Consider the following 22410-nt stretch of genomic DNA (forward strand, 5'->3'; position numbering starts at 1 on the left):
AATCATGAATTAAACAAAAACAAACACCAAACAAATAAAGAAATTAAAAAGAAAAAACAAAGAATTAAAGTGACATCATTAATAATACACGCACCATAAAAGGCAACTCTCCAACTTATTTTTCAGAATGTTTTATAAAATGAGATATAATATTTCTTAGCATAGCTACGAGCACTTTTTTCCCCGATAGTTTGTATTTTTCACACAATAACTCCACGCTATCACTCTCATTAATAAAATCATTAAGAATGCAATTACCAGCATTATTGGAAAGCTTATCCGCACATCTAATTAGCGCATAAATAGAAACATCAAGCGGGCGAGAAGAATACGCAAAACCGTGAAGTTCATCCCAATCATCATGGTTCAGGGACAGATCTTTTACCACCCTCAGCGGCAGCTGAAGTTTGAGCTTTTGTTGGATAAAGTATCCATCACGCCGTAATCTCAGTCGCAGTTTATCCAAAAGTGATCGCGAGTTTTCATTGAAAGGCAATATTGCCATCGCAGTATAGCAACCGCTACTTGCCTCAAGGTGAGTGCCAAAACGCACGAGTTCAAAACCACATTGCTGCCAAAAATGATAAAGCTCTGGTGTATACCCAAAACTAACAGATACGTAGTCTAGCCCTTCTTCTCGAGCTTGTTGAACAGCCGAGTTCACCAACGATTTCGCAACCCCTTGGCGTCGCCATGCTGGAAATACCGCAATTCGACTTATTCGACGAGAACGCAATACTGCCGCCTGCCATTGACCACCATGGGCTGCGAGTGATTGGGCAACTAAACTACCTTTAGGCCGACGCTCGCCGGCCCAAACAGCTTTAGCCAGTGATTCATCTAAACCACCTTCATCAACCATCCATAGCGCTGCCGCAATAACGTCGCCGGCAAAGCTGCCATACAGATGGTTTCCCACACCATCCATTAACCGACGCAAATCTAGCGGCGTCGTTTTGTAGTGCGCACTCGTGAGGAGCATATAAAAATCGCACATCTTCTTTGGGTAAGACAGCCATTCAGACTGACTCAGCTTTTCCGATTTAAACTCTAGATTCTGTACTTGTGGTTCTTGTGGCTCCTCAAACAACAGCAAAGACTTTAACCAAGACTCGACGGGATCGCTGATGGCCCAACGCATCGGCTGATCTAATAAATAGGTGCAGCAAGATGGCAGGGAAGCACAGAATTTAAGTAGAAAACCACGCCCGGTACCTTCATATCCTTGTACGGTTGTGGTTAATAAAACCTGGGGGAAAAATGCAATCAGTTCACGTAGCATAGGTGCAGGGATTGCTGCGGCTTCATCAATTAGTAACCAATCAATATCCACAGGCGCCTGCTGTCGGCATTGTTCTAGCAGCGCATCTGGCGCATAGAATTCAATCCCCTCGCCTCGTTGTGACAATATTTGCGTTGCTATTTTGCTTGGGCCAGTTACCCAGCATTTGCCCTTTACGCGTTCTGCCAGCATCCCCGCCAGCGTTGATTTTCCTCTGCCACGCTCACCAATCACAACGTTAATAGGCTGTTTATCGTTCAACAGCGCCTGCAAAATATATGTCTGCTCGGCCGTAGGCAATCCATTTGGGCGCAACCACTCAGGGCGTCGTTTCAGCGCAGGGATTTCTTTCTCGCTATTTTGCTTCCAGATAGCAATTTCCAGCTGTTCTAGCGTAATCCGTTGAAAATGATGAACGAAATGAGGGGTAGCGATAGGTTCAGGCTGCTCACTCCAACGCAAACTATCAAGATCCGATTGGCTATCCCACTGTTCCCATTCAGGAACTAATATAATAAGCCAATGCCCTGCGCTGATGGCTCCCGCCACAGCGGCTAGCGCTTCCGCATGAAATCCTGCTGCTGCATTAAAAATCACGTGACCAAGCTCTTGCCCCAATACGCCTTTGGCGAGATGGGGAGCAATAGACCTAACCCCTTGCAGCGCGCTTTCCCCAACCCACAGAAGCGATGAACACAGCGTGGGTAAAATCTCTGCAATAACCTGCTGGTGCCAATCGGTATCACCGCTAACGATGAGTAAACGGCGAATACCGGCTCGCTGCATTGAGGGAATAGAAGAAGAAAGCGGCATGAGAGTCTACGTTGTCAGCAAAGATAGCGGATGATTATACGCGAATTACTTGCGTACGGCGGCGCTGTCACGTTGATTTAATACCCCACACATATAAATGTGCAGGGTATGAATACCGTGATCAATTAGCTGATGCGAAGGTATTACAGCTATTTGGATTACCGCTGTCAAAACCGCGCTTAAACCATGTATAGCGTTGTTCAGATGTGCCGTGGGTAAAACTATCTGGGATCACTCGTCCTTGGCTCTGCTGTTGTAAACGATCGTCACCGATAGCCTGAGCAGCATTCAGAGCCTCTTCCAGATCGCCCTGCTCCAGCACTTGCTGATTCTGCATGAAATGTCCCCACACGCCAGCGAAGCAGTCAGCCTGAAGTTCCATTTTCACCGAGAGTCGATTTTGTTCAGCCTTGCTTGTCCCTTGCTGCATCTGCCGAATTTTCGGCTCAATGCCCAGCAGGTTTTGTACATGGTGCCCAACCTCGTGCGCGACCACATAACCCTGAGCAAAATCACCATCAGCACCCAGCTTATCTTTCATCTCTTGGTAGAAAGAGAGATCGATATACACAGTTTTATCTGCCGGACAATAAAAAGGCCCCATTACGGACTGACCCGTACCACACCCAGTGCGAGTGGCACCACGATAGAGTACCAGTTTAGGATCTTGATACTGTTTCCCCATTTTCTGGAATAGCTGGCTCCACGTGTCTTCGGTTGAAGCCAAAATCACAGAAGTAAACTTAGCCATCTGATTATCTTCTGGCGAATTAGCCTGTTGGCTTTGAGTCTGGGTTTGACGAACGGGTGCTTCACCGTTAAGCAGCGGCGTTAAGTCTACACCGTAATATCCCGCGACCAGTACAACCACCAGCAGAACCAATCCACCTTTACCACGCGGCACACGAAAACCACCGCCACCTAAACCACCGGACGAACCCGTGGAATCTCCACGTCGATCTTCAACGTTGTCGCTTTCGCGACGCCCTTGCCAGCGCATAGTTAAACCTCAGAAATTACATGATGCCTTAATGGTAGGAAATTGCTGGCGCGAATACCATAAAAAGGAGGAATCAGATAATGAAATACATCATTGCAGATAAAGATATGTGGTATTTCAACTGATTGGCAGGCCATAAAAATGACAACAGAGGCTATCGCCTCTGCTGTTTTACACGGTTTTTTTAGCGGGAGGCTTAATCAAGCTTTACACCGATGCGGTGTGCGACTTCTTCATAGGCTTCAATCAGACCGCCCAAACTCTGACGATAGCGGTCTTTATCCATCTTGTTCAGCGTTGCTTTATCCCACAGGCGACTACCGTCTGGTGAGAACTCATCACCCAGAACAACTTGGCCTTTAAACAAGCCAAATTCGAGTTTGAAATCGACCAGAATCAGTCCCGCATCACCAAAAATCTTGCTCAGCACATCGTTAACTTTGTAGCTCAATGCTTTCATGGTGGCTAAGTTTTCTTCGCTCACCCAGCCAAAGGTACGACAGTATGATTCATTCACCATCGGATCGTGCATGGCGTCGTTTTTCAGGAACAGATCGAATAGTGGCGGATTGAGAGGCGTCCCCTCTTCAATTCCCAAACGCTTCACCAGCGAGCCTGCGGCACGGTTGCGGATCACGCATTCAACCGGAACCATTTCCAGCTTTTTCACCAGCACTTCAGTATCAGAGAGTAAGCGCTCCATCTGAGTCGGGATCCCCGCCTCTTCCAGTTTGCTCATGATGAAATGGTTAAATTTGTTGTTAACCATACCTTTACGATCAAACTGCTCAATGCGCTGGCCATCCAGTGCTGATGTATCATTTCGGAACTCAAGAATCAGCAAATCCGGGTTTTCAGTGGTGTACACGGTTTTTGCTTTGCCGCGATACAACTCAGCGAGCTTTTGCATTTTGCTTACTCCATAGGTTTAAGAACATAAAAAATGAAATCAGCAGCTTTGGGTCAAAGCGCATCAATTTAGGGGCATTATACGCCAGCCAAACGATTGCGCATTAAAAAAATGAAATAAAAAAAGAGGCCGAAGCCCCTTTTTACATTTCTATGGTTTGCGCGATTACTGGCTAACTTTTACTTTCGCAAACGCAGCTTGGAACACACTCACCAACGCATCGTTCTGCGACTGGCTCAGTGGAGCCCCTTTGCTGTCAAGGAATTGCAGACTGGTACGGTTATCTAAATCGCCGACCTGAATCTTATAATCACCTTCTTTCAGCTCAGGATCTTTCGCGCCCAGATCGTCCCAGCTACTGCTTCCGATCGATTTGTAGGTCACGGAGATTGTACCCTGTGGACGGCTACGATCGGTCACTTTCATACCGATGTGTTCAAGCGTGGCCGGTAGACGATCCCAAACCGCAGTGTAAGGCGCGCGCGCAATCAACACCGGTAGGCCCGTATCATCAGCGCCGCTCTGCACATCAATATCGCCTACCTGACGATTGGCACGCGCATTAGCCTGATCGGTTTGATATTTATCCAAACCACTGACAATATCGTTCAGCACCGAAACCGCGTAACGCTGAGTCTGTGAATCCTCAGTGATCGCCGTATCGCCCTGCTTCAAGCCCAAGGACTTAACGACAACGGCTGTTTGGTAACCCTGTGGCTGCACAGTCACCTGATAGCGCCCCTGATACTGCACGTCTTCATCGCCACGCTGGAAATTAATCCAGTCGGTAGTCAGCGTTTGTCCCGCATCGTTACGGCTGGCAATCGGGTAATTTAACCCTTGTACTGCCTGCGCAACCTGAGACCACAGGCTACTTGCTCCCGGTGTGCTCTCTACTAAGACAATCGCTGCGCCATTAACAAACTGGCCACGCGAACCGTTCAGCAGAGCCAATGGCTGCGCCGGTGGTCGAATATCCAACGCCTTGCCTACGTTGCCTTGAGCCACATTTAAGCGCACATCATAGGCACCGTTTTGCACCGGCAGAATCATCCCAGCTGGCGTTTTCAATTCGGACAGCGTTGAGGCATCAAGATAAGCCTCATCGCCGCTCACCTGACGCTTATAGCGCTGATCGGTCGAGCATGCAGACAGCATCATCACCAAAGAAATGCCAACGACAGTCGCTACCGCCGACTTTTGTACTAAGTAAGCCATTCAATCTCCCTAAGAGTTACAGCAAGCCGACGTGTTTAAGCGCTTGTTCTACGACAGGACGAGCCTTATCGCTAATTGGCGTCATTGGTAAACGCATCGTGTCGGTTGCTATGAGTCCCAATACCTTACAGGCCCATTTCACCGGTATCGGGTTTGCTTCTACAAATAACTGTTGATGCAGCGCCATTAAACGCTGGTTCAGCTTACGCGCTTTAGCAAAATCACCTTCGGCGGCAAGCTTACAGAGTTCAGCCATTTCACGCGCAGCGACGTTTGCTGTGACAGAAATAACGCCCTGACCACCCAGTTGCATAAAGTCCAGAGCCGTTGCGTCATCGCCGCTTAGCAAAATAAAGCTATCGTCGTTGACCAGTTCTTGGATCTGACTAACACGACTTAAGTTCCCGGTCGCTTCTTTTACAGCAACAATATTTTTAATTTCTGCCAAACGCGCAATCGTTTCTGGCAGCATATCGCATCCCGTACGCGAAGGTACGTTATACAAAATCTGTGGTAAATCAGTGTGTTCAGCGATAGCTTTAAAGTGCTGGAACAAACCTTCCTGCATTGGCTTATTGTAATACGGCGTGACCGTCAAGCAACCAACGACGCCCGTATTATTGAAGCGCTCGGTCAAAGCAATCGCTTCCGTGGTAGCATTTGCTCCAGCGCCAGCAATCACAGGGATTCTGCCATCAGCAAGATCCAGCGTCTGTAGCACCACATCGACGTGCTCGTCGTGGTTTAGCGTGGCAGATTCGCCGGTGGTTCCTACGGATACAATCGCAGACGTCCCGCTGGACACATGATAATCAATCAATTTCTTCAAGCTAGCGCGATCGACCTGACCTTTGTCATCCATCGGCGTAACCAGCGCAACAATACTTCCCGTGAACATTGACAGTCCCTCCACAAACAGGTTCCTCATGGTACTTTTGAAAGCGATCGCAAAGCAAGTAAACATCTATGTGCTAACTGCTTGTCGAGGCGTTTTTTTTGTGTTTACCTTGGGACACCATCACAAAGTCAGGAAGAATGCTCTTGCCACAGCCCAATCAACACTATTTAGTCATTACAGCCTTAGGCGCAGATCGCCCCGGTATCGTCAATAATATCACCCGCCACGTGAGCAGCTGCGGATGCAATATTGAAGACAGCCGTTTGGCAATGTTGGGCGAAGAGTTTACTTTTATCATGCTGTTATCCGGTAGCTGGAATGCGATTACCCTCATTGAATCGACTTTACCGCTCAAGGGCGTTGAGATGGATTTACTGATCGTGATGAAACGCACAACGTGGCATGAACGCCCAACCATGCCAGCCACCGTATGGGTGCAGGTTGAAGTCAAAGACTCCCCGCACATCATCGAGCGCTTCACCGACTTGTTCGATTCGCACCAAATGAATATTGCCGAACTGGTTTCTAAAACCCAACTAAGCCAAGACTCCGCGGCGCCAAAATTGTATATTCAAATCACAGCACACAGCCCTGCCAGCCAAGATGCAGAAAGTATTGAGCAAGCTTTTGAGAAGCTCTGTACAGAGCTCAGTGCGCAAGGCAGTATAAACGTGGTGAACTATTCCCTGCATGAAGATAAAGACGGAGAGCAGTAATGAGCCCATTGAAAGCCGGTAGCATCGCTCCTAAATTTACCTTGTTAGATCAAGATGGTGAGCAAATCAGCTTGACCGACTTCCAAGGTCAGAAAGTTTTAGTCTATTTTTATCCAAAAGCCATGACTCCAGGCTGTACCGTTCAAGCCTGTGGACTGCGCGACAATATGGATGAATTGAAAAAATTGGGCGTAGAAGTGCTCGGTATCAGCACCGATAAACCAGAAAAACTTTCCCGCTTTGTAGAAAAAGAAGTGCTTAATTTCACCTTGCTATCTGATGAAGATCACAAAGTGTGCGAAGAGTTTGGCGTATGGGGTGAAAAATCCTTTATGGGTAAAACCTACGACGGCATCCACCGCATCAGCTTCCTGATTGATGAAGAAGGCAAAGTTCAGCACGTATTCGACGATTTCAAAACCAGCAATCACCACGATATCGTTTTGGACTACGTCAAAAACAACGGTTAATCAACCTTTGCTTTAAAATGCCAACGCCCTGCATGCAGGGCGTTGTTTTTTCTAGATCACTAACGATTAATCCGCTTCGGAAATAAACTCGTCAGGCCATGCGTGGATCACTGCTTTTACCAACGTCGCCAATGGAATCGCAAAGAAAACGCCCCAAAATCCCCATAGTCCACCAAAGATAATCACCGAAAGAATGATCACCAGCGGATGCAAGTTCACCGCTTCGGAGAACAACAGCGGAACGAGCAGATTGCCATCCAAGCCTTGCACAACCAGATAAGCAACAAACAGCGTCCAGAAATCGGCGCCAAGTCCCCATTGGAACAACGCAACAATGACCACGGGGATCGTCACCAACACCGCACCGATATACGGGATCAGTACCGAGAACCCAACCAGCACGGCCAACAGCAAGGCATAATGCAAATCTACAACCAGAAAAACCAGATAGGTCGCCACGCCCACCACTACCATTTCGAGCACTTTGCCGCGAATATAGTTAGTGATTTGCTGATTCATCTCGATCCAAACCTGCCCAGCCAATCCGCGATCGCGCGGCAACACTCGCCGAACGGCATTCAGCATTTGCTCTTTGTCTTTCAGCAGGAAAAATACCATCAGCGGCACGAGAATAAGATAAATCGCCAGCGTAAGAAGCCCCACCAGCGATGCCAGTGATAATTTCACCACCGATTCTCCCATCACCGCCAACTTGGCGCGGGTATTCTCTACCACCATATCAATAATGCCCGCATCCATCAGCGCCGGATAGCGCCTTGGCAGCGTTGCGGCAAACTCATAGAAGCGCGTCACCATTTTCGGCATATCGGCTAATAGATTAAATCCCTGCTGCCAAACCGCCGGAGCAATGACAAAAACAGACAGCAGCGTAATACCGCCAAATGCAATCAGCACGGCAACCACGGCCCATACGCGCGAAAAACCAATCAGCTGCAGTTTATGCGTTGGCCATTCCAACAGATAGGCCAGAACAATAGCCACCAGCAGCGGGGCCAGAATCCCATTGAAAAAATAAATGATACAAAAGCCGACGAGCAGGATAGTCAGTAATGCTATTGCCTGTGGATCGGTAAAACGTCGTCGATACCACTGCATTAACATATCAAGCATGCGGGTCACTCCTTAAGCTGCACAAGCGTACAGTTTATTATCCTTGAAAAGAGGTGGCGAAAAGCCAATAACGTAAAATGATGATTTTGCTGTCATGGCGGCGTGGAGTCGATCCTACTATGATGGCAGAATGAGTGTAATAGAGAGTGGCGTAGTTAAGAAGAACTCTTACAGGCCTTTGCTGTCAAAAATGCCATTGCGGATAACAAACCAATACGTTGTATCCTAATGATTCGTGTTTCTGCCAAGCAAAAAATCCCCACATGGGTATAGATGAAACTGAATGGAACTGTCTCTTATGACTTCTCGGTTTAAAACATCGGTTATCGCGACGATAGTTGCTGGTTTATTGCTGACTGGCTCCATGCCAAGCCAAGCAGATCCAAACGATGACCAACTACCTGACATTGGTACTACCGCAGGGAACACGCTCAGCATCAACCAAGAGCTAGCAATGGGTGATTTTTACGTGCGCCAGCTCCGTGCCAGTACGCCGCTTATCAACGATCCCTTATTGATTGAATATATCAACGGACTGGGGATGCGTTTGGTGTCCCATGCCCATTCGGTACGTACGCCGTTTCATTTCTATTTAGTGCGCAATGACGAAATCAACGCCTTCGCCTTCTTCGGCGGCAACGTGGTCTTACACTCCGCGCTATTCCGTTATACCGATAACGAAAGCCAGTTGGCTTCGGTCATGGCGCATGAAATTTCCCACGTGACTCAGCGCCATTTAGCCCGTGCGATGGAAGAGCAACAGCGTACGGCACCATTAACTTGGGTTGGCGCGCTGGGTTCAATATTGCTCGCGATGGCCAGCCCACAGGCGGGTATGGCGGCCTTAAGCGGTACCTTAGCCGGTAGCCAACAAAATATGATCAGCTTCACTCAGCAAAATGAGCAAGAAGCTGACCGCATCGGTCTTCAGGTTCTACAGCGTTCCGGTTTCGATCCGCAGGCCATGCCAAGTTTTCTGCAAAAGCTGTCCGATCAATCGCGCTATTCATCGAAGCCACCTGAAATTTTGCTGACTCACCCCCTGCCAGACAGCCGCCTATCCGACACCCGCAACCGTGCAAACCAGATGCCACCGCATCCCGTTCAGTCGTCACAAGACTACTTATTAGCGAAAGTGCGCGCGCTAGGCATGTACAGCGGCGGGCAGGATGGAAATACCTACCTGACTGAAGATGTTCTTAAAGCGATGGAAAACGGCAACGTACGCGAACAAACCGCCGCTCGCTATGGCCGAGCCATTTTGTTCAGCCAAGCGAATAAATATGATGATGCGCGTAAAATGCTGCAACCGTTGCTCGATAGCCAGCCAAACAATATCTGGTTTATCGACCTGATGACCGATATCGATTTAGAGCAGAAGAAAGCCCCGGCGGCTATCGCGCGTTTAGAATCAGCACTCGCAAAAAACCGCAACGAACCCGTGTTACAAATCAACTTGGCAAATGCCTACGTTGAAGGCAACCAGCCTGCCAAAGCTTCACGCATTCTTTATCGCTACACTTTTGATCATCCAAACGATCCCAACGGCTGGGACATTCTCGCTCAGGCCAGCGCCGCACAGGGGATCCGTGATGAAGAGCTATCCGCCCGCGCAGAAAGTTTGGCGCTGGTAGGACAATTGGATCAAGCGATTGGCTTACTCAGCAACGCCAGTGCCCTGATGCCGGTTGGCAGCCTAAAACAGGCGCGCTACGACGCGCGTATCGATCAACTGCGCCAACTACAACAAAGCTTCAAGCAGTATCAACGCGGAGGCCGCTAAGGAAAACCTATGTCACAACACGTCACGATTTATCACAACCCACGCTGCTCTAAGAGCCGTGAAACACTCGCGCTGATAAAAGAACAAGGTATTGAGCCAACTATCGTGCATTATCTGGAGACACCTCCCGATGCTGCAACGTTGAAAACGCTGCTGAAAGAACTCGGATTCACCTCCGCTCGTCAGCTGATGCGCCATAAAGAAGATCTGTATAAAGAACTTAGCCTTGCCGATGAATCGTTAACTGAAGATCAGCTTATCGGCGCCATGATCAACAACCCGAAATTGATCGAGCGCCCAATCGTGGTTAAAGGCAAAAAAGCCCGTATTGGTCGTCCGCCAGAGCAGGTATTAGACATTCTCTAACGCGAGGTTTTCATATGGAACAGCCCGTCTTGAAAGGCAAACGTGTCGAGCTTCACCCGCTGCAGGTTGAACATCGCCAGCCAATTATCGATGCCGCCTCAGACGGGCAACTGTGGGAAATGACGCTAACGGTCATTCCAAGCCCGCAATCCATTGATAAATATCTCACCCATGCTTTTGAACAGCGTGAAAACGGCAGTCAGATGCCGTTTGTTATCGTCGATGCCGACAGCCGCAAAGTGGTCGGCTACACCCGATTTTGGAAAATTGATTCTGCCAACCGGAAACTCGAAATTGGTCATACGTGGCTGAGCCACTCCTTCCAACGCTCAGGCATCAATACCGAAGCAAAATACCTGCTGCTTAGCTATGCGTTTGAAATGATGAACTGTGTTCGCGTACAGTTCACCACCGATGAAAACAACGCACGTTCCCGCGCAGCTATTTTACGCATCGGTGCTCAGCAAGAGGGAATAATCCGCCACGAACGTATCATGCCAGATGGCCGAAAACGCAACTCGGTGCGGTTTAGTATTATTGATGATGAATGGGGAATCGTGAAGGCGGGGCTTGAGAGCAAAATGCGGGATTAGGAACTGACTACTCATGTTGATTCTGTGTAAGATTTCGCCCGTATTTTCAACGTACGAAACCTTACCGCCCAAGCTAAAAGCGCCCTACAACGACAATATCTCTTTCACAAACGGAATAGTGAGCTTACGCTGCGCCGTTATCGACGCATGATCCAGCTGATCTAACGTCATAAAAAGGGTTCGCATTTCACGATCCAACCGCTTTAATAAGAATCGGCCTACGTCCTCAGGCAGCTCAAACCCGCGCAGCTTTGAACGCAGCTGTAGCGCTAAGAGTTTGTCCTCATCGCCAAGCGGCTGAAGTTTATAAATTTGCCCCCAGTCCAGGCGCGAAGCCAAATCGGGCAAATGAAGATTAAGCTGACGAGGTGGGCGATCGCCAGTGATCAGCAACCGAGTACGGCCAGTTTCAAGAATGCGATTATAGAGATTGAAAATCGCCATTTCCCACTCTTCTTCTCCGGCGATACATTCAATGTTATCAATGCAAACCAAAGAAAGCTGCTCCATGCCATCCAACACTTCAGGCACAAAGTAGGCGCGTTTATCCAAAGGCACGTAGCCCACGGCTTCGCCGCGTTGGGAAAGTTCAGCACAGGCCGCATGCAACAGATGGCTGCGCCCTCCGCCCTCACGCGACCAGAAATAGATATAAGTACCATGCTCCTGCTGCAAAGCACCCTGCAATGCGGCTAGCAGAGAAGAATTCTCTCCCGAATAGAAACTCGCAAAAGTCTCGTCATCAGGCAAATAAAGTGGCAGTGAAAGCTGTGCCGGCGTGTTCAGAAGCACCTCAAACCAAAACAGGCAAAAAAACGCCGCCAGTTTAACACATAAACTGGCGGCTGTTGAGCGAGGATCTTAAGGATCTGATTAACGCGCGGGCGTTTGCTCTTCGTCCGTTTCGTCAAGGATCACTTCTTCACCACGAACCATGCTGATCACTTTGAATAACAGGCTCATGGCAATACCGACAATCGTCGCCAATGCCATGCCTTTCAATTCGGCGGCACCAATGTGGATCGTTGCGCCGCTCACGCCAATAATCAAAATAATCGACGTCAGGATCAGGTTCTGCGCTTTGTTGTAGTCCACTTTTGATTCGATCAGCACGCGAATACCCGATGCACCGATTACGCCGTACAACAGCAGAGAAACGCCGCCCATCACCGGCACGGGCACCATCTGAATCGCCGCCGCCAGTTTACCAATGCAGGATAGCAGAATAGCCAAAACCGCAGCGCCACCAATTACCCATGTGCTATACACTTTGGTAATCGCCATCACGCCGATATTTTCGCCGTAGGTGGTATTTGGCGTTGAGCCGAAGAACCCAGAGAACATGGTCGACAAACCATTCGCAAACATCGAACGATGCAAACCAGGATCACGCAGCAAATCTTTCTTCACGATATTCGCCGTCACCACCAGATGGCCCACGTGCTCGGCAATCACCACCAACGCAGCAGGCAGAATAGTTAGGATCGCAAACCACTCGAATTTCGGCGTGTAGAAAGTCGGTAACGCAAACCAGTGAGCTTCACGGATAGGTGTTAAATCCACCACGCCCATGGCAAATGACAGCGCATACCCTGCCAGCACACCGATTAAAATAGGGATAATCGCTAAAAAACCGCGAAACAGCACCGAGCCCAGCACGGTTACCCCTAAGGTCACCATCGAAATAGTGATCGTAGTGGTGTCTACCGATGCGCCGCTGGCTGGCAGCAATCCCGCCATATTCGCGGCAACGCCTGCCAGTTCAAGTCCGATAACCGCAACAATCGCCCCCATCGCCGCCGGTGGGAACATCACATCCAGCCAGCCTGTACCGGCTTTTTTCACAATCAGCGCCACTAAGCAGAACAGGGCACCGCACACAATAAAACCACCAAGTGCCAGCTCATAACCTAAGGGCAACAGCAGCATAACCGGTGAAATAAAGGCAAAACTAGACCCTAAATAAGCCGGGATTTTTCCCTTACAAATGAATAAATACAGCAGCGTACCGATGCCGTTAAACAGCAAGACCGTCGCAGGGTTTATCTTGAATAGAATAGGCACCAGCACCGTTGCGCCAAACATGGCGAACAAATGCTGGAAGCTCAACGGAATCGTTTGCAAAAGCGGTGGGCGTTCGCTTACTCCGATGACGCGACGAGTCATGTTTTTATCCTCTAAGTGATTTTATTGAATAGTCAGGTGTTGTGTTTTTAGCTTGGTCTACCCGCGTTAAGAATGCCGGATATAGACTAATGCTGGTCACTTAAGCATGATTTTAGGGGAAGCACACCGATGGGGTCGTAACAGCTTTAGCTGCCTGAGCGCCCGCGGTGTGCTAGCCCCATGTATCTCTTAAACGATCGGCATGAGGGTATAGACCAAAAAAAAGCCGACTCTCAAGTCGGCTCAATTATTATTTCGTACCAAATATCTTATCGCCCGCATCGCCCAAGCCAGGAATGATGTACCCCTTCTCATTCAAGCCCTGATCGATAGACGCGGTGTACAGCTCAACGTCTGGGTGCACTTTTTCTAACGCCGCAATACCTTCTGGCGCAGCAACCAGTACTAATACTTTAATGCTGTGGCAGCCGGCTTTTTTCAGCAGATCGATAGTGGCAATCATAGAACCACCGGTTGCCAGCATTGGGTCAACCACCAGCGCCATACGTTCATCGATGTTTGAAACTAATTTCTGGAAGTAAGGCACTGGCTCCAGGGTTTCTTCGTCACGATAAACACCAACCACGCTGATACGTGCGCTTGGAACATGTTCCAGCACGCCTTCCATCATGCCCAAACCTGCGCGCAGGATTGGAACCACGGTGATTTTTTTACCTTTGATCTGATCGACTTCGACAGGACCACACCAACCATCAATTGTTACTTTTTCTGTTTCGAGGTCTGCGGTCGCTTCATAGGTCAGTAAACTCCCGACCTCTGATGCCAATTCACGAAAACGTTTGGTGCTAATATCGTTCTCGCGCATCAAGCCCAGTTTATGTCTTACGAGCGGGTGTTTTACTTCGACGATCTTCATCATTTCATCTCCCAGGTTGCGGTCAGCGCAAAAAAAAATCGCGAGATTATAACGCCTTTTAAATTCCGCGCCACCGTTAAAATCATGATCCAGATCAGCTTAGATGAGATCTACACGGATTACAGGAAAAAATCAGATCCCCTTCACAAGCCGCTCGCAAACGTTTGCCTAGACTGTTAGAATTGCCGCGCTTTTGAATATTTCAGTGTGCGTTCTGTTATCCGATGCAAGTGCAAGCCGCACCGTTACTGAGCTAGCGGTTCCTTTGTACTCCTGATATCAGAACTCATCCTAACCGCCATGGGGATTTTCGCAGTGACCGACAAAACCGCTCTCAGTTACAAAGACGCAGGTGTAGACATTGATGCTGGCAATGCCTTAGTTGATCGCATTAAAGGCGTGGTAAAAGAAACTCGCCGCCCGGAAGTTATGGGTGGTCTGGGTGGATTTGGCGCACTTTGTGCCCTACCACAAAAATATCGCGAACCCATTCTGGTTTCAGGCACCGACGGCGTCGGCACCAAATTACGTCTGGCGATGGATTTAAAACGCCACGACACTATCGGTATTGATTTGGTCGCGATGTGTGTTAATGACTTGGTCGTTCAAGGCGCTGAACCACTGTTCTTCCTCGATTATTATGCGACCGGAAAATTAGACGTAGACACCGCAGCCAGCGTTATCACCGGCATTGCCGAAGGCTGCAAGCAGTCAGGCTGCGCATTAGTCGGTGGTGAAACCGCTGAAATGCCGGGTATGTATCACGGTGAAGATTACGACGTTGCAGGCTTCTGCGTCGGCGTGGTTGAAAAATCCGAAATTATTGACGGCAGCAAGGTTCAAGCGGGCGATGTACTCATCGCGCTGGGCGCAAGCGGCCCGCACTCCAACGGCTATTCACTGGTGCGCAAGATTTTGGAAGTCAGCCATACCGATCCGCTCAAAGAAGAGCTGGATGGCAAACCGCTGGCAGACCATCTACTGGCACCCACTAAGATCTACGTAAAATCTATTCTTAAGCTGATTGAAGAACACGACATCCACGCGATCGCCCACCTCACCGGCGGCGGTTTCTGGGAAAACATTCCGCGCGTACTGCCAGAGGGCACGCAGGCCGTTATCGATGAATCCAGCTGGCAGTGGCCATCGGTCTTTAACTGGCTGCAGCAGGCGGGCAACGTTAGCCGGCACGAAATGTATCGCACCTTCAACTGCGGCGTAGGCATGATCATCGCACTGCCAGCTTCAGAGGTTGATGCTGCGATTGCGCTCATGAACGCCCACGGCGAAAAAGCATGGAAAATTGGTGCAATCGCGGCGTCAAATACTGACGAACGCGTTGTGATCAACGCATAAGCGACTGAGCCAATGAAAAACATCGTCGTTTTAATTTCCGGCAACGGTAGCAATCTACAGGCGTTAATTGACGCCTGTAGCCATGGGCGCATTCGTGGACGCATCAACGCCGTGTTCAGCAATAAAGCAAACGCTTATGGGCTTGAACGTGCGGCACAGGACGCTATTCCCACGCACTGTCTAGACCCCAAATCCTATGCCGACCGCGATGCTTTTGATCTGGCATTAATGCAAGAGATCGACGGCTATCAGCCTGATTTAGTGGTTTTAGCGGGCTACATGCGTATTTTATCTCCGCGTTTTGTTCAGCATTACCAAGGGCGGATGCTCAATATCCACCCTTCTCTGCTGCCCAAATATCCGGGATTACACACGCACCAGCAGGCGCTGAGCAACGGTGATGAAGAGCATGGCACCTCGGTGCACTTTGTCACTGATGAACTTGACGGCGGGCCGGTTGTTCTGCAGGCCAAAGTTCCGATTTTCGAACATGACAGCGAAGATGAAATTATCGAGCGCGTTCAGGTGCAAGAGCATTCCATCTACCCGCTGGTTATAAGCTGGTTTATTGATGGACGCTTAAAGGCTAAAGACGATGCTGCGTGGTTAGACGGCATTCGTTTACCCCCACAAGGGTACGCGCCAGATTAAACGACGCCTCACCGTCGCAATAAACAAAATCCCTAGCCTTGGCTGGGGATTTTTGTATTTGCCGCCTTCAAGCAACTTGAATTATTTTGGGTATAATACAGTCTGTAGTATTCACTACATCGGCTATTCAGCTGAAACTTATGACAGTGAGAGGAATCAACATGTCCAGCGACAACAACGTCAGACTGCGCCCCCTGGAACGGGAAGACTTGACGTTCGTTCATCAACTCGACAATAACGCCAGCATCATGCGTTATTGGTTTGAAGAACCTTATATTGCCTTTGTAGAACTCTCTGAGCTGTATGACAAACACATTCACGATCAGAGCGAACGTCGCTTCGTGGTTGAACACGACGGGGTCAAAATTGGCTTAGTCGAACTGGTTGAGATTGACCATATTCACCGCCGCGCCGAATTCCAAATTATCATCGACCCAGCCCATCAAGGCCACGGTTATGCCAGCAAAGCGGCACAGTTGGCGTTGGATCATGGTTTTTCGGTGCTCAATCTCTACAAGCTGTATTTAATCGTCGATAAAGAAAACCAAAAGGCGATTCATATTTACAGCAAGCTAGGATTCAAAATCGAAGGCGAGCTGATCCACGAATTCTTCATCAACGGCGAATACCGCAACGCGATCCGTATGTGTATTTTCCAGCCGGATTATTTGGCGAAATATAAATCCCCTACGCCGCCGGTGAATCCAAATTCAATGTAGGTTAGGGCGCGGAGCCTTAATGTAAGGTTTCGTTCGCCAAGTGTTTATGTGGCCTTGGTGTAAGGTTTCGTACGCCTATCAATAACAGCTATCACATATAGCTAAATCGAAGGCGACCGATGAGGGGCGCCAGCGCGCGCCCCTTCAATCCTCGCGCTTTTATCCGAGACGCCATCTCCGCGCCGGGTCGGCATGCGCCATCCCTGGCGCCTCCTCCCCTCGTGAAAACATCCTGTTTTCACTGCTCTAAATGCCACGACTTAAACTAAAAAACAGATAGAGTTTTTGTCTTTTGGGTTTGACCTTTTCCGGCACGTTGTTTTTCAGCCGAATAGAGGAATGCAGGCTAGGATTCGCCGACAGGGACGTCGGCGAAAGAACGGAGGAGCCAGGATGGCGATTGCCGTTCGTTCCGTTAAAGCCGGAATGACGAAATGAGGGAACCTGCGAAGCAGGCTGAAGAACGGTGCCAAGCCGGGTTGTTAGGGGGCGGCGATTGGCCCCCTAACACGGACGCCAGCACAATGTATATGTCGGACTCGGTATTTTAGGCGGACGTAACCTTTCACCACATCTATTACATCAATCACCCATACCTCCCCGTAATATAATCTTCCGTCTTCTTCTGCCTTGGCGAGGTGAACAACGTATCGGTATCGGCGTATTCCACCACTTCCCCCTGATGGATAAACGCGGTGTAATCTGACACGCGTGCTGCCTGCTGCATGTTATGAGTGACCAACACCACGCTGTAATTTTCTTTGAGTCCAACAATCAACTCTTCAATGGTCAACGTGGAAATAGGATCCAGTGCAGACGTGGGTTCATCGAGCAACAATACCTCTGGCTCAATCGCAATCGCACGGGCAATCACCAAACGCTGCTGCTGGCCGCTGGATAATTTAAAGGCGTTATCGCTCAAACGCCCTTTCACCTCATGCCAAAGCGCAGCCTGGCGCAGCGCCCGCTCTACAGTTTCATCCAGTATTCGTCGATCGCGTACGCCGTTTAAACGCAGGCCGTACACCACGTTTTCATAGATAGATTTCGGAAACGGATTGGGCCGTTGGAATACCATTCCAACGCGGCGGCGAAGGGAGGCAACGTCAATATCGTCGCCGCTCACACGGCTCCCATTGACGCTCACCTCCCCCTCAACGCGGCACTGCTCAACCAAATCGTTCATACGGTTAAAACAGCGCAGTAGCGTTGACTTTCCACAGCCGGAAGGCCCAATAAGCGCCGTAACACGATTCTTTGGCAGCGACAGATTCACGTCAAACAGCACCTGCTTCGTGCCGTAAAACAGATTTAAATTTTGCGTCGCTAATGCCGTTTGCTCTGGCGGCAAGTTATGCACATCCAGCAGGGGCAATATTTCCGGTGCGGTTAAACCCACGGGCAGGACTCCTCAGAAAAAATAACTAGAGCGACAGCGCGCGATATTTCTCACGCAGGTAATGACGAATCGACATCGCGGCCAAATTTAGCCCCACCACCAGCGTCACCAGCAAAAATGCGGTCGCAAAGACCAACGGACGTGCGGCCTCCACGTTAGGGCTTTGTAACGCCCCATCATAAACTTGGAAACCCAAGTGCATGAATTTTCTATCCAAATGCAAATAAGGGAATACGGCATCAATCGGTAATTCAGGCACAGACTTCACCACGCCAACCAGCATTAACGGTGCCGTTTCACCCGCCGCACGTGCAATCGCCAAGATCAATCCGGTCAGCATGGCGGGCACCGCCAGTGGCAAAACCACCCGCCGCAGTGTTTCCGCCTTGGTTGCACCTAGCGCCAGTGACCCCTGCCGCAATGACGCGGGGATACGTGCTAGCCCCTCTTCGGTGGAAACAATCACCACCGGCAACGTCAGCAGCGCGAGCGTCAGCGATGCCCAAAGCAGCCCCGGCGTTCCAAATGTCGGGTTGGGCAACGCCTCGCTGAAAAATAGCTGATCGATGGATCCACCCAGCACATAGACGAAGAAGCCCAAACCGAAGATCCCATATACAATCGACGGCACGCCCGCCAAGTTCACCACTGCGATACGAATCAAGCGGGTAAACCAGTTTTTACGCGCGTATTCGTGCAGATACACCGCCGCAATCACGCCTAATGGCATCACGATCACCGACATCAGTATCACCATCAGCATGGTGCCAAAAAGCGCCGGAAAAACGCCGCCTTCCGTGTTGGATTCACGTGGGTTATCCGCCATGAATTTTTTAATCTGTTTTGCCCAGTGTCGAACTTTATCGCCGGAGCTCATCGCATTAGGCATCCATGCGTCATGAATTTCATAAACGGGAATTTCTCGCTGAACGCCGTTCATATCACGTAGCAGCAAGCTATCGCTTTTTTGATCATGCTCAAGCGCATCCAAGCGGATCATTAATTGCTGATGCTTACGCTCCAACTCCAGCCGTTCGGCGCGAATCTGAGCCTGTAAACGATCGTTCCACGTCCCCTTCATCTCGGCTTGGCGCTGACTTAAACGCATTTTTTCAAACTGTGCGCTGATCGCCGACAGCTGATGCTGACGCAAATGCGCGATCTTCTGAGTCAGCCCACGCGTGCGCTCAATGCTGCTCTGAAGATCGCGCACCACTTGACGCCCCACCAGCGGCTGGCCGTTTTCTAGCAGGCCGACCAGATATCCATAGGCATTCCCGTTATGCTCGCGTTCAAGCACCAACAGATCTTTAGGTTTCCGCGTATGGTGAATATCCTGCGCCAACAGGGTAATAAAATCTTGGTTTTGCCATTCACGGTTGCCCGTTTTGATGAGATAGCGCGGCAGCGTTGCTGGTGCATCCGGCGCAAGCTTGATGCCCGCGTCCAGCAGTTGCTGGCGTGGGATCTGATTTATCGCATAGCGTTCGCCAATAATTCGCTGGCCGTTGTTGAGTTCAAATTCATAGACCGAATGCGGCCAGAAATAGCGCATCCCCTGACCTGCAAGCAGCACAATCAAGCCCAACAACGCCAATAGGCTGATCGTGACCGCGCCCGCGCTGAGCCAAATCCAAGGCCGCCCGCTATGAAACCATCGACGCATCCCTTGCGGCTGATTCGGCGCTTGAGCAATTTGCTGATGACTCATAATCCCTCTCGCTCAGCGCTATAGCGCGTACGCAGTTTTAAGCGCACCGTTTCAGCTAAGGTATTCACCACAAAGGTAAACATAAACAACACCAGCGCTGTTAAAAACAGCACGCGATAGTGTGCGCTGCCCACCACCGCTTCCGGCATTTCAATCGCAATATTGGCGGCGAGTGCCCGCAGCCCTTGGAACGGCGTGTTATCCAACAGCGGCGTATTTCCCGTTGCCATCAAGACAATCATGGTTTCTCCCACGGCGCGCCCAAGCCCAATCATCAGCGCCGAGAAGATCCCAGCGCTGGCGCTCGGCAAAAGTACTCTCATCATGGTTTGCCACTGAGTAGCGCCTAGGGCCAACGAACCTTGCGCCAACGAAGCAGGCACGCTAAACAGCGCATCTTCTGCCAGCGAGAAAATCACCGGAACTAATGCAAAGCCAAGCGCTATCGCTACCACCAGCGTATTACGCTGATCGTAACCATCGCCTAAACGCTCATGCAGCGGCATTCCCCACAGCAAAATCTCAAGGTGCGGGGCAAACATAAACCACAGCGCCAATAGCCCTGCGAGCACCGGCAGCAAAAGACAAACATCGAAGCGATAGCCTGAACGCTGCGCCCACTTGGGGAAAACTCGCGTCCACAGCGCAGCGCTGGTCACAATAATGAGAGGGACGAGAATCGGTAGCGCGAGCAATGCTAAAAGATGATTTTCGATGATCGGCGCCAACCAAATCGCGGCGACTAAGCCAATCACTACGGTAGGAAATGCGCCGATCATTTCAATCGCGGGTTTCACCACGCTTCGCTGGCGGGGTGACATAAAGCATGCGGTATACATAGCGCCGGCAACGGCCAGCGGCGTTGCAAACAGCAGCGCGTAAAATGCCGCTTTCAGGGTGCCAAAAATCACCGGCCACAGACTATATTTGGCCTGATAGTTATCGCTGCCGGAGGTGCTTTGCCACACATAATCTGGGGCTGAATGGTTCTCAAACCACGTTGGCTTCAGCAAGGTTTGCCAGCTGATTTCAGGGTAGTCATTACTCAATGGATACCAAAACGTCCCCTGAGCTGTTTCAGCCAGTAACCCTTTCCCCTGCGGATCAAACCACGCCGTTTTCACTCCAGACTTTATCGATGCCCGTAAAACCGCGTTCTCGCGTAATGAAGCATAAATGGCGAGCTCCCCCGTGGGCGCGATTGCAGCAAACACGCGACGGTACGGTTCATGAACCATCAGGCTATTGGCTATCGCTGGCTGATAGCGACGGATCTGAGTCAGCTCCCGCTCGCCATTGCGTTCCACATCAAACCACTGGCTTATCTGTCCTTGACTGTTTTGTAACAGCAGCGAACTTGCACCGGGTAAAAGCGTCATCGCCACCATTTTTTGCTGTTCAAACGTGAGCGTTTTCCCTACCCCCTCAAGCGCCGCATTAATCGTGAACACCGTTAGGCGCGTTGGGCTCAGCACGAACAGGCGGCGAGCATCGGGAGAAAGTAGAACCTGAGTGACCGGCGTGTTTACCACCATCGGATGCACTTGCCAGCCCGTTGGCGTGGACTGCCCGAGCAGCAGTCGCCCGTCCTGAGCAATGGCGGCAATAACCGGCCGCTTTTGCACCATGCCAAGGCTGATTTGGCGCAACGGCTGGCGTTGGGGATCGAAAGCTTCTGGCGTGGTGCCGCGCAGATAGAGCCAGTCAGGCGCAAAATGTCCGGTATCGCCTGTTTTCCCCACCGGATGAAACTGCGGGCTGACCAATAGGATTTTACCATCGCTGGTAGCGAGCGCAGTCGTGGGAAGATCACCGCTCACCGACGCGGCTGAGCTCGGTGCTGACGGGGTGAATTGACGCGCTTGGAGCGGCTGAAGATCCTTCCCCTGCGATTGCAGGGCAATAAACATGCCTTTGCCATCCGCATCGATACGCCACGCCATTTGATGGGTCGCGTCAACGCCAACGGCAAGTGCCGCCGTATTTTTTGGCCAGAGAAGCGCCTGAGGCTTACCGATGCTAGCCGGTTTAAACAGCGGCCAGACCGCAACGAGCAGATACACGAAAATCAGCATCAGCATAGCCAAAACCACCATTCCACCCGCACTCACGACGTAGCGAGTCAGGCGGTCTCGCCAAGCTCGACGCTTATCACGCATTATTAACGCTGGAGTGGTGTGCTGCATGCATATTCCATTAAGAGGCCATCAAAAAGCAGGTAGCATAATATGGCAACATTGTTAACGCCACATTACTGTTTGGTCATTGGACTTTCTCGTCAACTTCTCGCCATAATAAAGGTAGACACTGGGTACTCCCACTTCTATACCCAAAATCATTGAATCGAACGA

General features: G+C 50.2%; 20 protein-coding genes. 8 read left to right on the plus strand and 12 right to left on the minus strand.

What is annotated here, in order from left to right; all coding sequences use genetic code 11:
• Nucleotides 1-115: 115 nt before the first annotated feature.
• From AB3Y96_RS16005 to dapA, 5 genes are all read right to left on the minus strand, one after another.
• On the minus strand, nt 116-2095 hold the full coding sequence (locus tag AB3Y96_RS16005) for a tRNA(Met) cytidine acetyltransferase TmcA (protein WP_367299673.1): 1980 nt from the start codon (nt 2093-2095) through the stop codon (nt 116-118).
• 121 nt (nt 2096-2216) lie between these two features.
• Nucleotides 2217-3095 (minus strand): neutral zinc metallopeptidase, encoded by an 879-nt coding sequence (locus tag AB3Y96_RS16010; RefSeq protein WP_367299674.1) that lies wholly within the window; start codon nt 3093-3095, stop codon nt 2217-2219.
• Nucleotides 3096-3291: 196 nt separating this feature from the next.
• On the minus strand, nt 3292-4005 hold the full coding sequence (purC, locus tag AB3Y96_RS16015) for a phosphoribosylaminoimidazolesuccinocarboxamide synthase (RefSeq protein ID WP_072310534.1): 714 nt from the start codon (nt 4003-4005) through the stop codon (nt 3292-3294).
• A 165-nt stretch (nt 4006-4170) separates the two neighbouring features.
• Nucleotides 4171-5223, minus strand: a complete 1053-nt coding sequence (gene bamC / locus AB3Y96_RS16020; RefSeq protein WP_072310533.1) for an outer membrane protein assembly factor BamC — start codon at nt 5221-5223, stop codon at nt 4171-4173.
• A 16-nt stretch (nt 5224-5239) separates the two neighbouring features.
• Nucleotides 5240-6121 (minus strand): 4-hydroxy-tetrahydrodipicolinate synthase, encoded by an 882-nt coding sequence (gene dapA / locus AB3Y96_RS16025; protein WP_072310532.1) that lies wholly within the window; start codon nt 6119-6121, stop codon nt 5240-5242.
• A gap of 143 nt (nt 6122-6264) precedes the next feature.
• Between dapA and AB3Y96_RS16030 the strand changes: the two genes are divergently transcribed.
• The gene (locus tag AB3Y96_RS16030) at nt 6265-6837 is read left to right on the plus strand and encodes a glycine cleavage system transcriptional repressor (RefSeq protein ID WP_072310586.1); all 573 of its coding nucleotides are present in this window, start codon (nt 6265-6267) and stop codon (nt 6835-6837) included.
• On the plus strand, nt 6837-7307 hold the full coding sequence (bcp, locus tag AB3Y96_RS16035; protein WP_040045465.1) for a thioredoxin-dependent thiol peroxidase: 471 nt from the start codon (nt 6837-6839) through the stop codon (nt 7305-7307). The genes AB3Y96_RS16030 and bcp overlap by 1 nt, the downstream gene beginning before the upstream one ends.
• A gap of 66 nt (nt 7308-7373) precedes the next feature.
• Here bcp and AB3Y96_RS16040 read toward each other — a convergent pair whose 3' ends face one another.
• Nucleotides 7374-8438: an AI-2E family transporter gene (locus AB3Y96_RS16040; protein ID WP_072310531.1), complete on the minus strand. Its 1065-nt coding sequence runs from the start codon at nt 8436-8438 to the stop codon at nt 7374-7376.
• A 298-nt stretch (nt 8439-8736) separates the two neighbouring features.
• Here AB3Y96_RS16040 and AB3Y96_RS16045 point away from each other — a divergent pair, with 298 nt between their 5' ends.
• Genes AB3Y96_RS16045 through AB3Y96_RS16055 form a run of 3 tightly spaced genes read left to right on the plus strand, consistent with a single transcriptional unit; the run spans nt 8737 to nt 11180 of the window.
• Nucleotides 8737-10221: a M48 family metallopeptidase gene (locus tag AB3Y96_RS16045; RefSeq protein WP_072310585.1), complete on the plus strand. Its 1485-nt coding sequence runs from the start codon at nt 8737-8739 to the stop codon at nt 10219-10221.
• A gap of 9 nt (nt 10222-10230) precedes the next feature.
• Entirely contained in the window at nt 10231-10587 is a 357-nt protein-coding gene (gene arsC / locus AB3Y96_RS16050; RefSeq protein WP_367299675.1) for an arsenate reductase (glutaredoxin), read from the plus strand.
• Between the two features lie 14 nt (nt 10588-10601).
• A complete protein-coding gene (locus AB3Y96_RS16055) occupies nt 10602-11180 on the plus strand; it encodes a GNAT family N-acetyltransferase (protein WP_367299676.1) in 579 nt (192 codons plus the stop codon).
• Nucleotides 11181-11264: 84 nt separating this feature from the next.
• Here the strand turns inward: AB3Y96_RS16055 and hda are convergent, their stop codons facing one another.
• From hda to upp, 3 genes are all read right to left on the minus strand, one after another.
• Nucleotides 11265-11972, minus strand: a complete 708-nt coding sequence (gene hda / locus AB3Y96_RS16060) for a DnaA inactivator Hda (protein ID WP_040045459.1) — start codon at nt 11970-11972, stop codon at nt 11265-11267.
• 81 nt (nt 11973-12053) lie between these two features.
• Entirely contained in the window at nt 12054-13346 is a 1293-nt protein-coding gene (gene uraA / locus AB3Y96_RS16065) for a uracil permease (protein ID WP_367299677.1), read from the minus strand.
• A gap of 250 nt (nt 13347-13596) precedes the next feature.
• Nucleotides 13597-14223: a uracil phosphoribosyltransferase gene (upp, locus tag AB3Y96_RS16070; protein WP_025797438.1), complete on the minus strand. Its 627-nt coding sequence runs from the start codon at nt 14221-14223 to the stop codon at nt 13597-13599.
• A 315-nt stretch (nt 14224-14538) separates the two neighbouring features.
• On the opposite strand from upp, the gene purM reads away from it, so the two are divergent.
• The 3 genes from purM (at nt 14539) to speG (ending at nt 16949) form a co-directional block, all read left to right on the plus strand.
• Nucleotides 14539-15579, plus strand: a complete 1041-nt coding sequence (gene purM, locus AB3Y96_RS16075; protein WP_046450189.1) for a phosphoribosylformylglycinamidine cyclo-ligase — start codon at nt 14539-14541, stop codon at nt 15577-15579.
• Between the two features lie 12 nt (nt 15580-15591).
• Nucleotides 15592-16230 carry a phosphoribosylglycinamide formyltransferase gene (gene purN, locus AB3Y96_RS16080; RefSeq protein ID WP_367299678.1) on the plus strand — a complete coding sequence of 213 codons (639 nt, stop codon included), beginning with the start codon at nt 15592-15594 and terminating at the stop codon, nt 16228-16230.
• 161 nt (nt 16231-16391) lie between these two features.
• Nucleotides 16392-16949 carry a spermidine N1-acetyltransferase gene (speG, locus tag AB3Y96_RS16085; RefSeq protein WP_025797434.1) on the plus strand — a complete coding sequence of 186 codons (558 nt, stop codon included), beginning with the start codon at nt 16392-16394 and terminating at the stop codon, nt 16947-16949.
• A 586-nt stretch (nt 16950-17535) separates the two neighbouring features.
• Here the strand turns inward: speG and pstB are convergent.
• The 3 genes from pstB to AB3Y96_RS16100 are packed head-to-tail and all read right to left on the minus strand — an operon-like array spanning nt 17536 to nt 22245.
• A complete protein-coding gene (gene pstB, locus AB3Y96_RS16090; RefSeq protein WP_367299679.1) occupies nt 17536-18348 on the minus strand; it encodes a phosphate ABC transporter ATP-binding protein PstB in 813 nt (270 codons plus the stop codon).
• A 25-nt stretch (nt 18349-18373) separates the two neighbouring features.
• A complete protein-coding gene (gene pstA / locus AB3Y96_RS16095; RefSeq protein ID WP_072307053.1) occupies nt 18374-20014 on the minus strand; it encodes a phosphate ABC transporter permease PstA in 1641 nt (546 codons plus the stop codon).
• A 41-nt stretch (nt 20015-20055) separates the two neighbouring features.
• Nucleotides 20056-22245 (minus strand): ABC transporter permease subunit, encoded by a 2190-nt coding sequence (locus AB3Y96_RS16100; RefSeq protein ID WP_367299680.1) that lies wholly within the window; start codon nt 22243-22245, stop codon nt 20056-20058.
• Between the last annotated feature and the right edge of the window lie 165 nt (nt 22246-22410).

Origin of the sequence: Hafnia alvei (assembly GCF_964063325.1) — a bacterium.
GTDB classification, from domain to species: domain Bacteria; phylum Pseudomonadota; class Gammaproteobacteria; order Enterobacterales; family Enterobacteriaceae; genus Hafnia; species Hafnia alvei_B.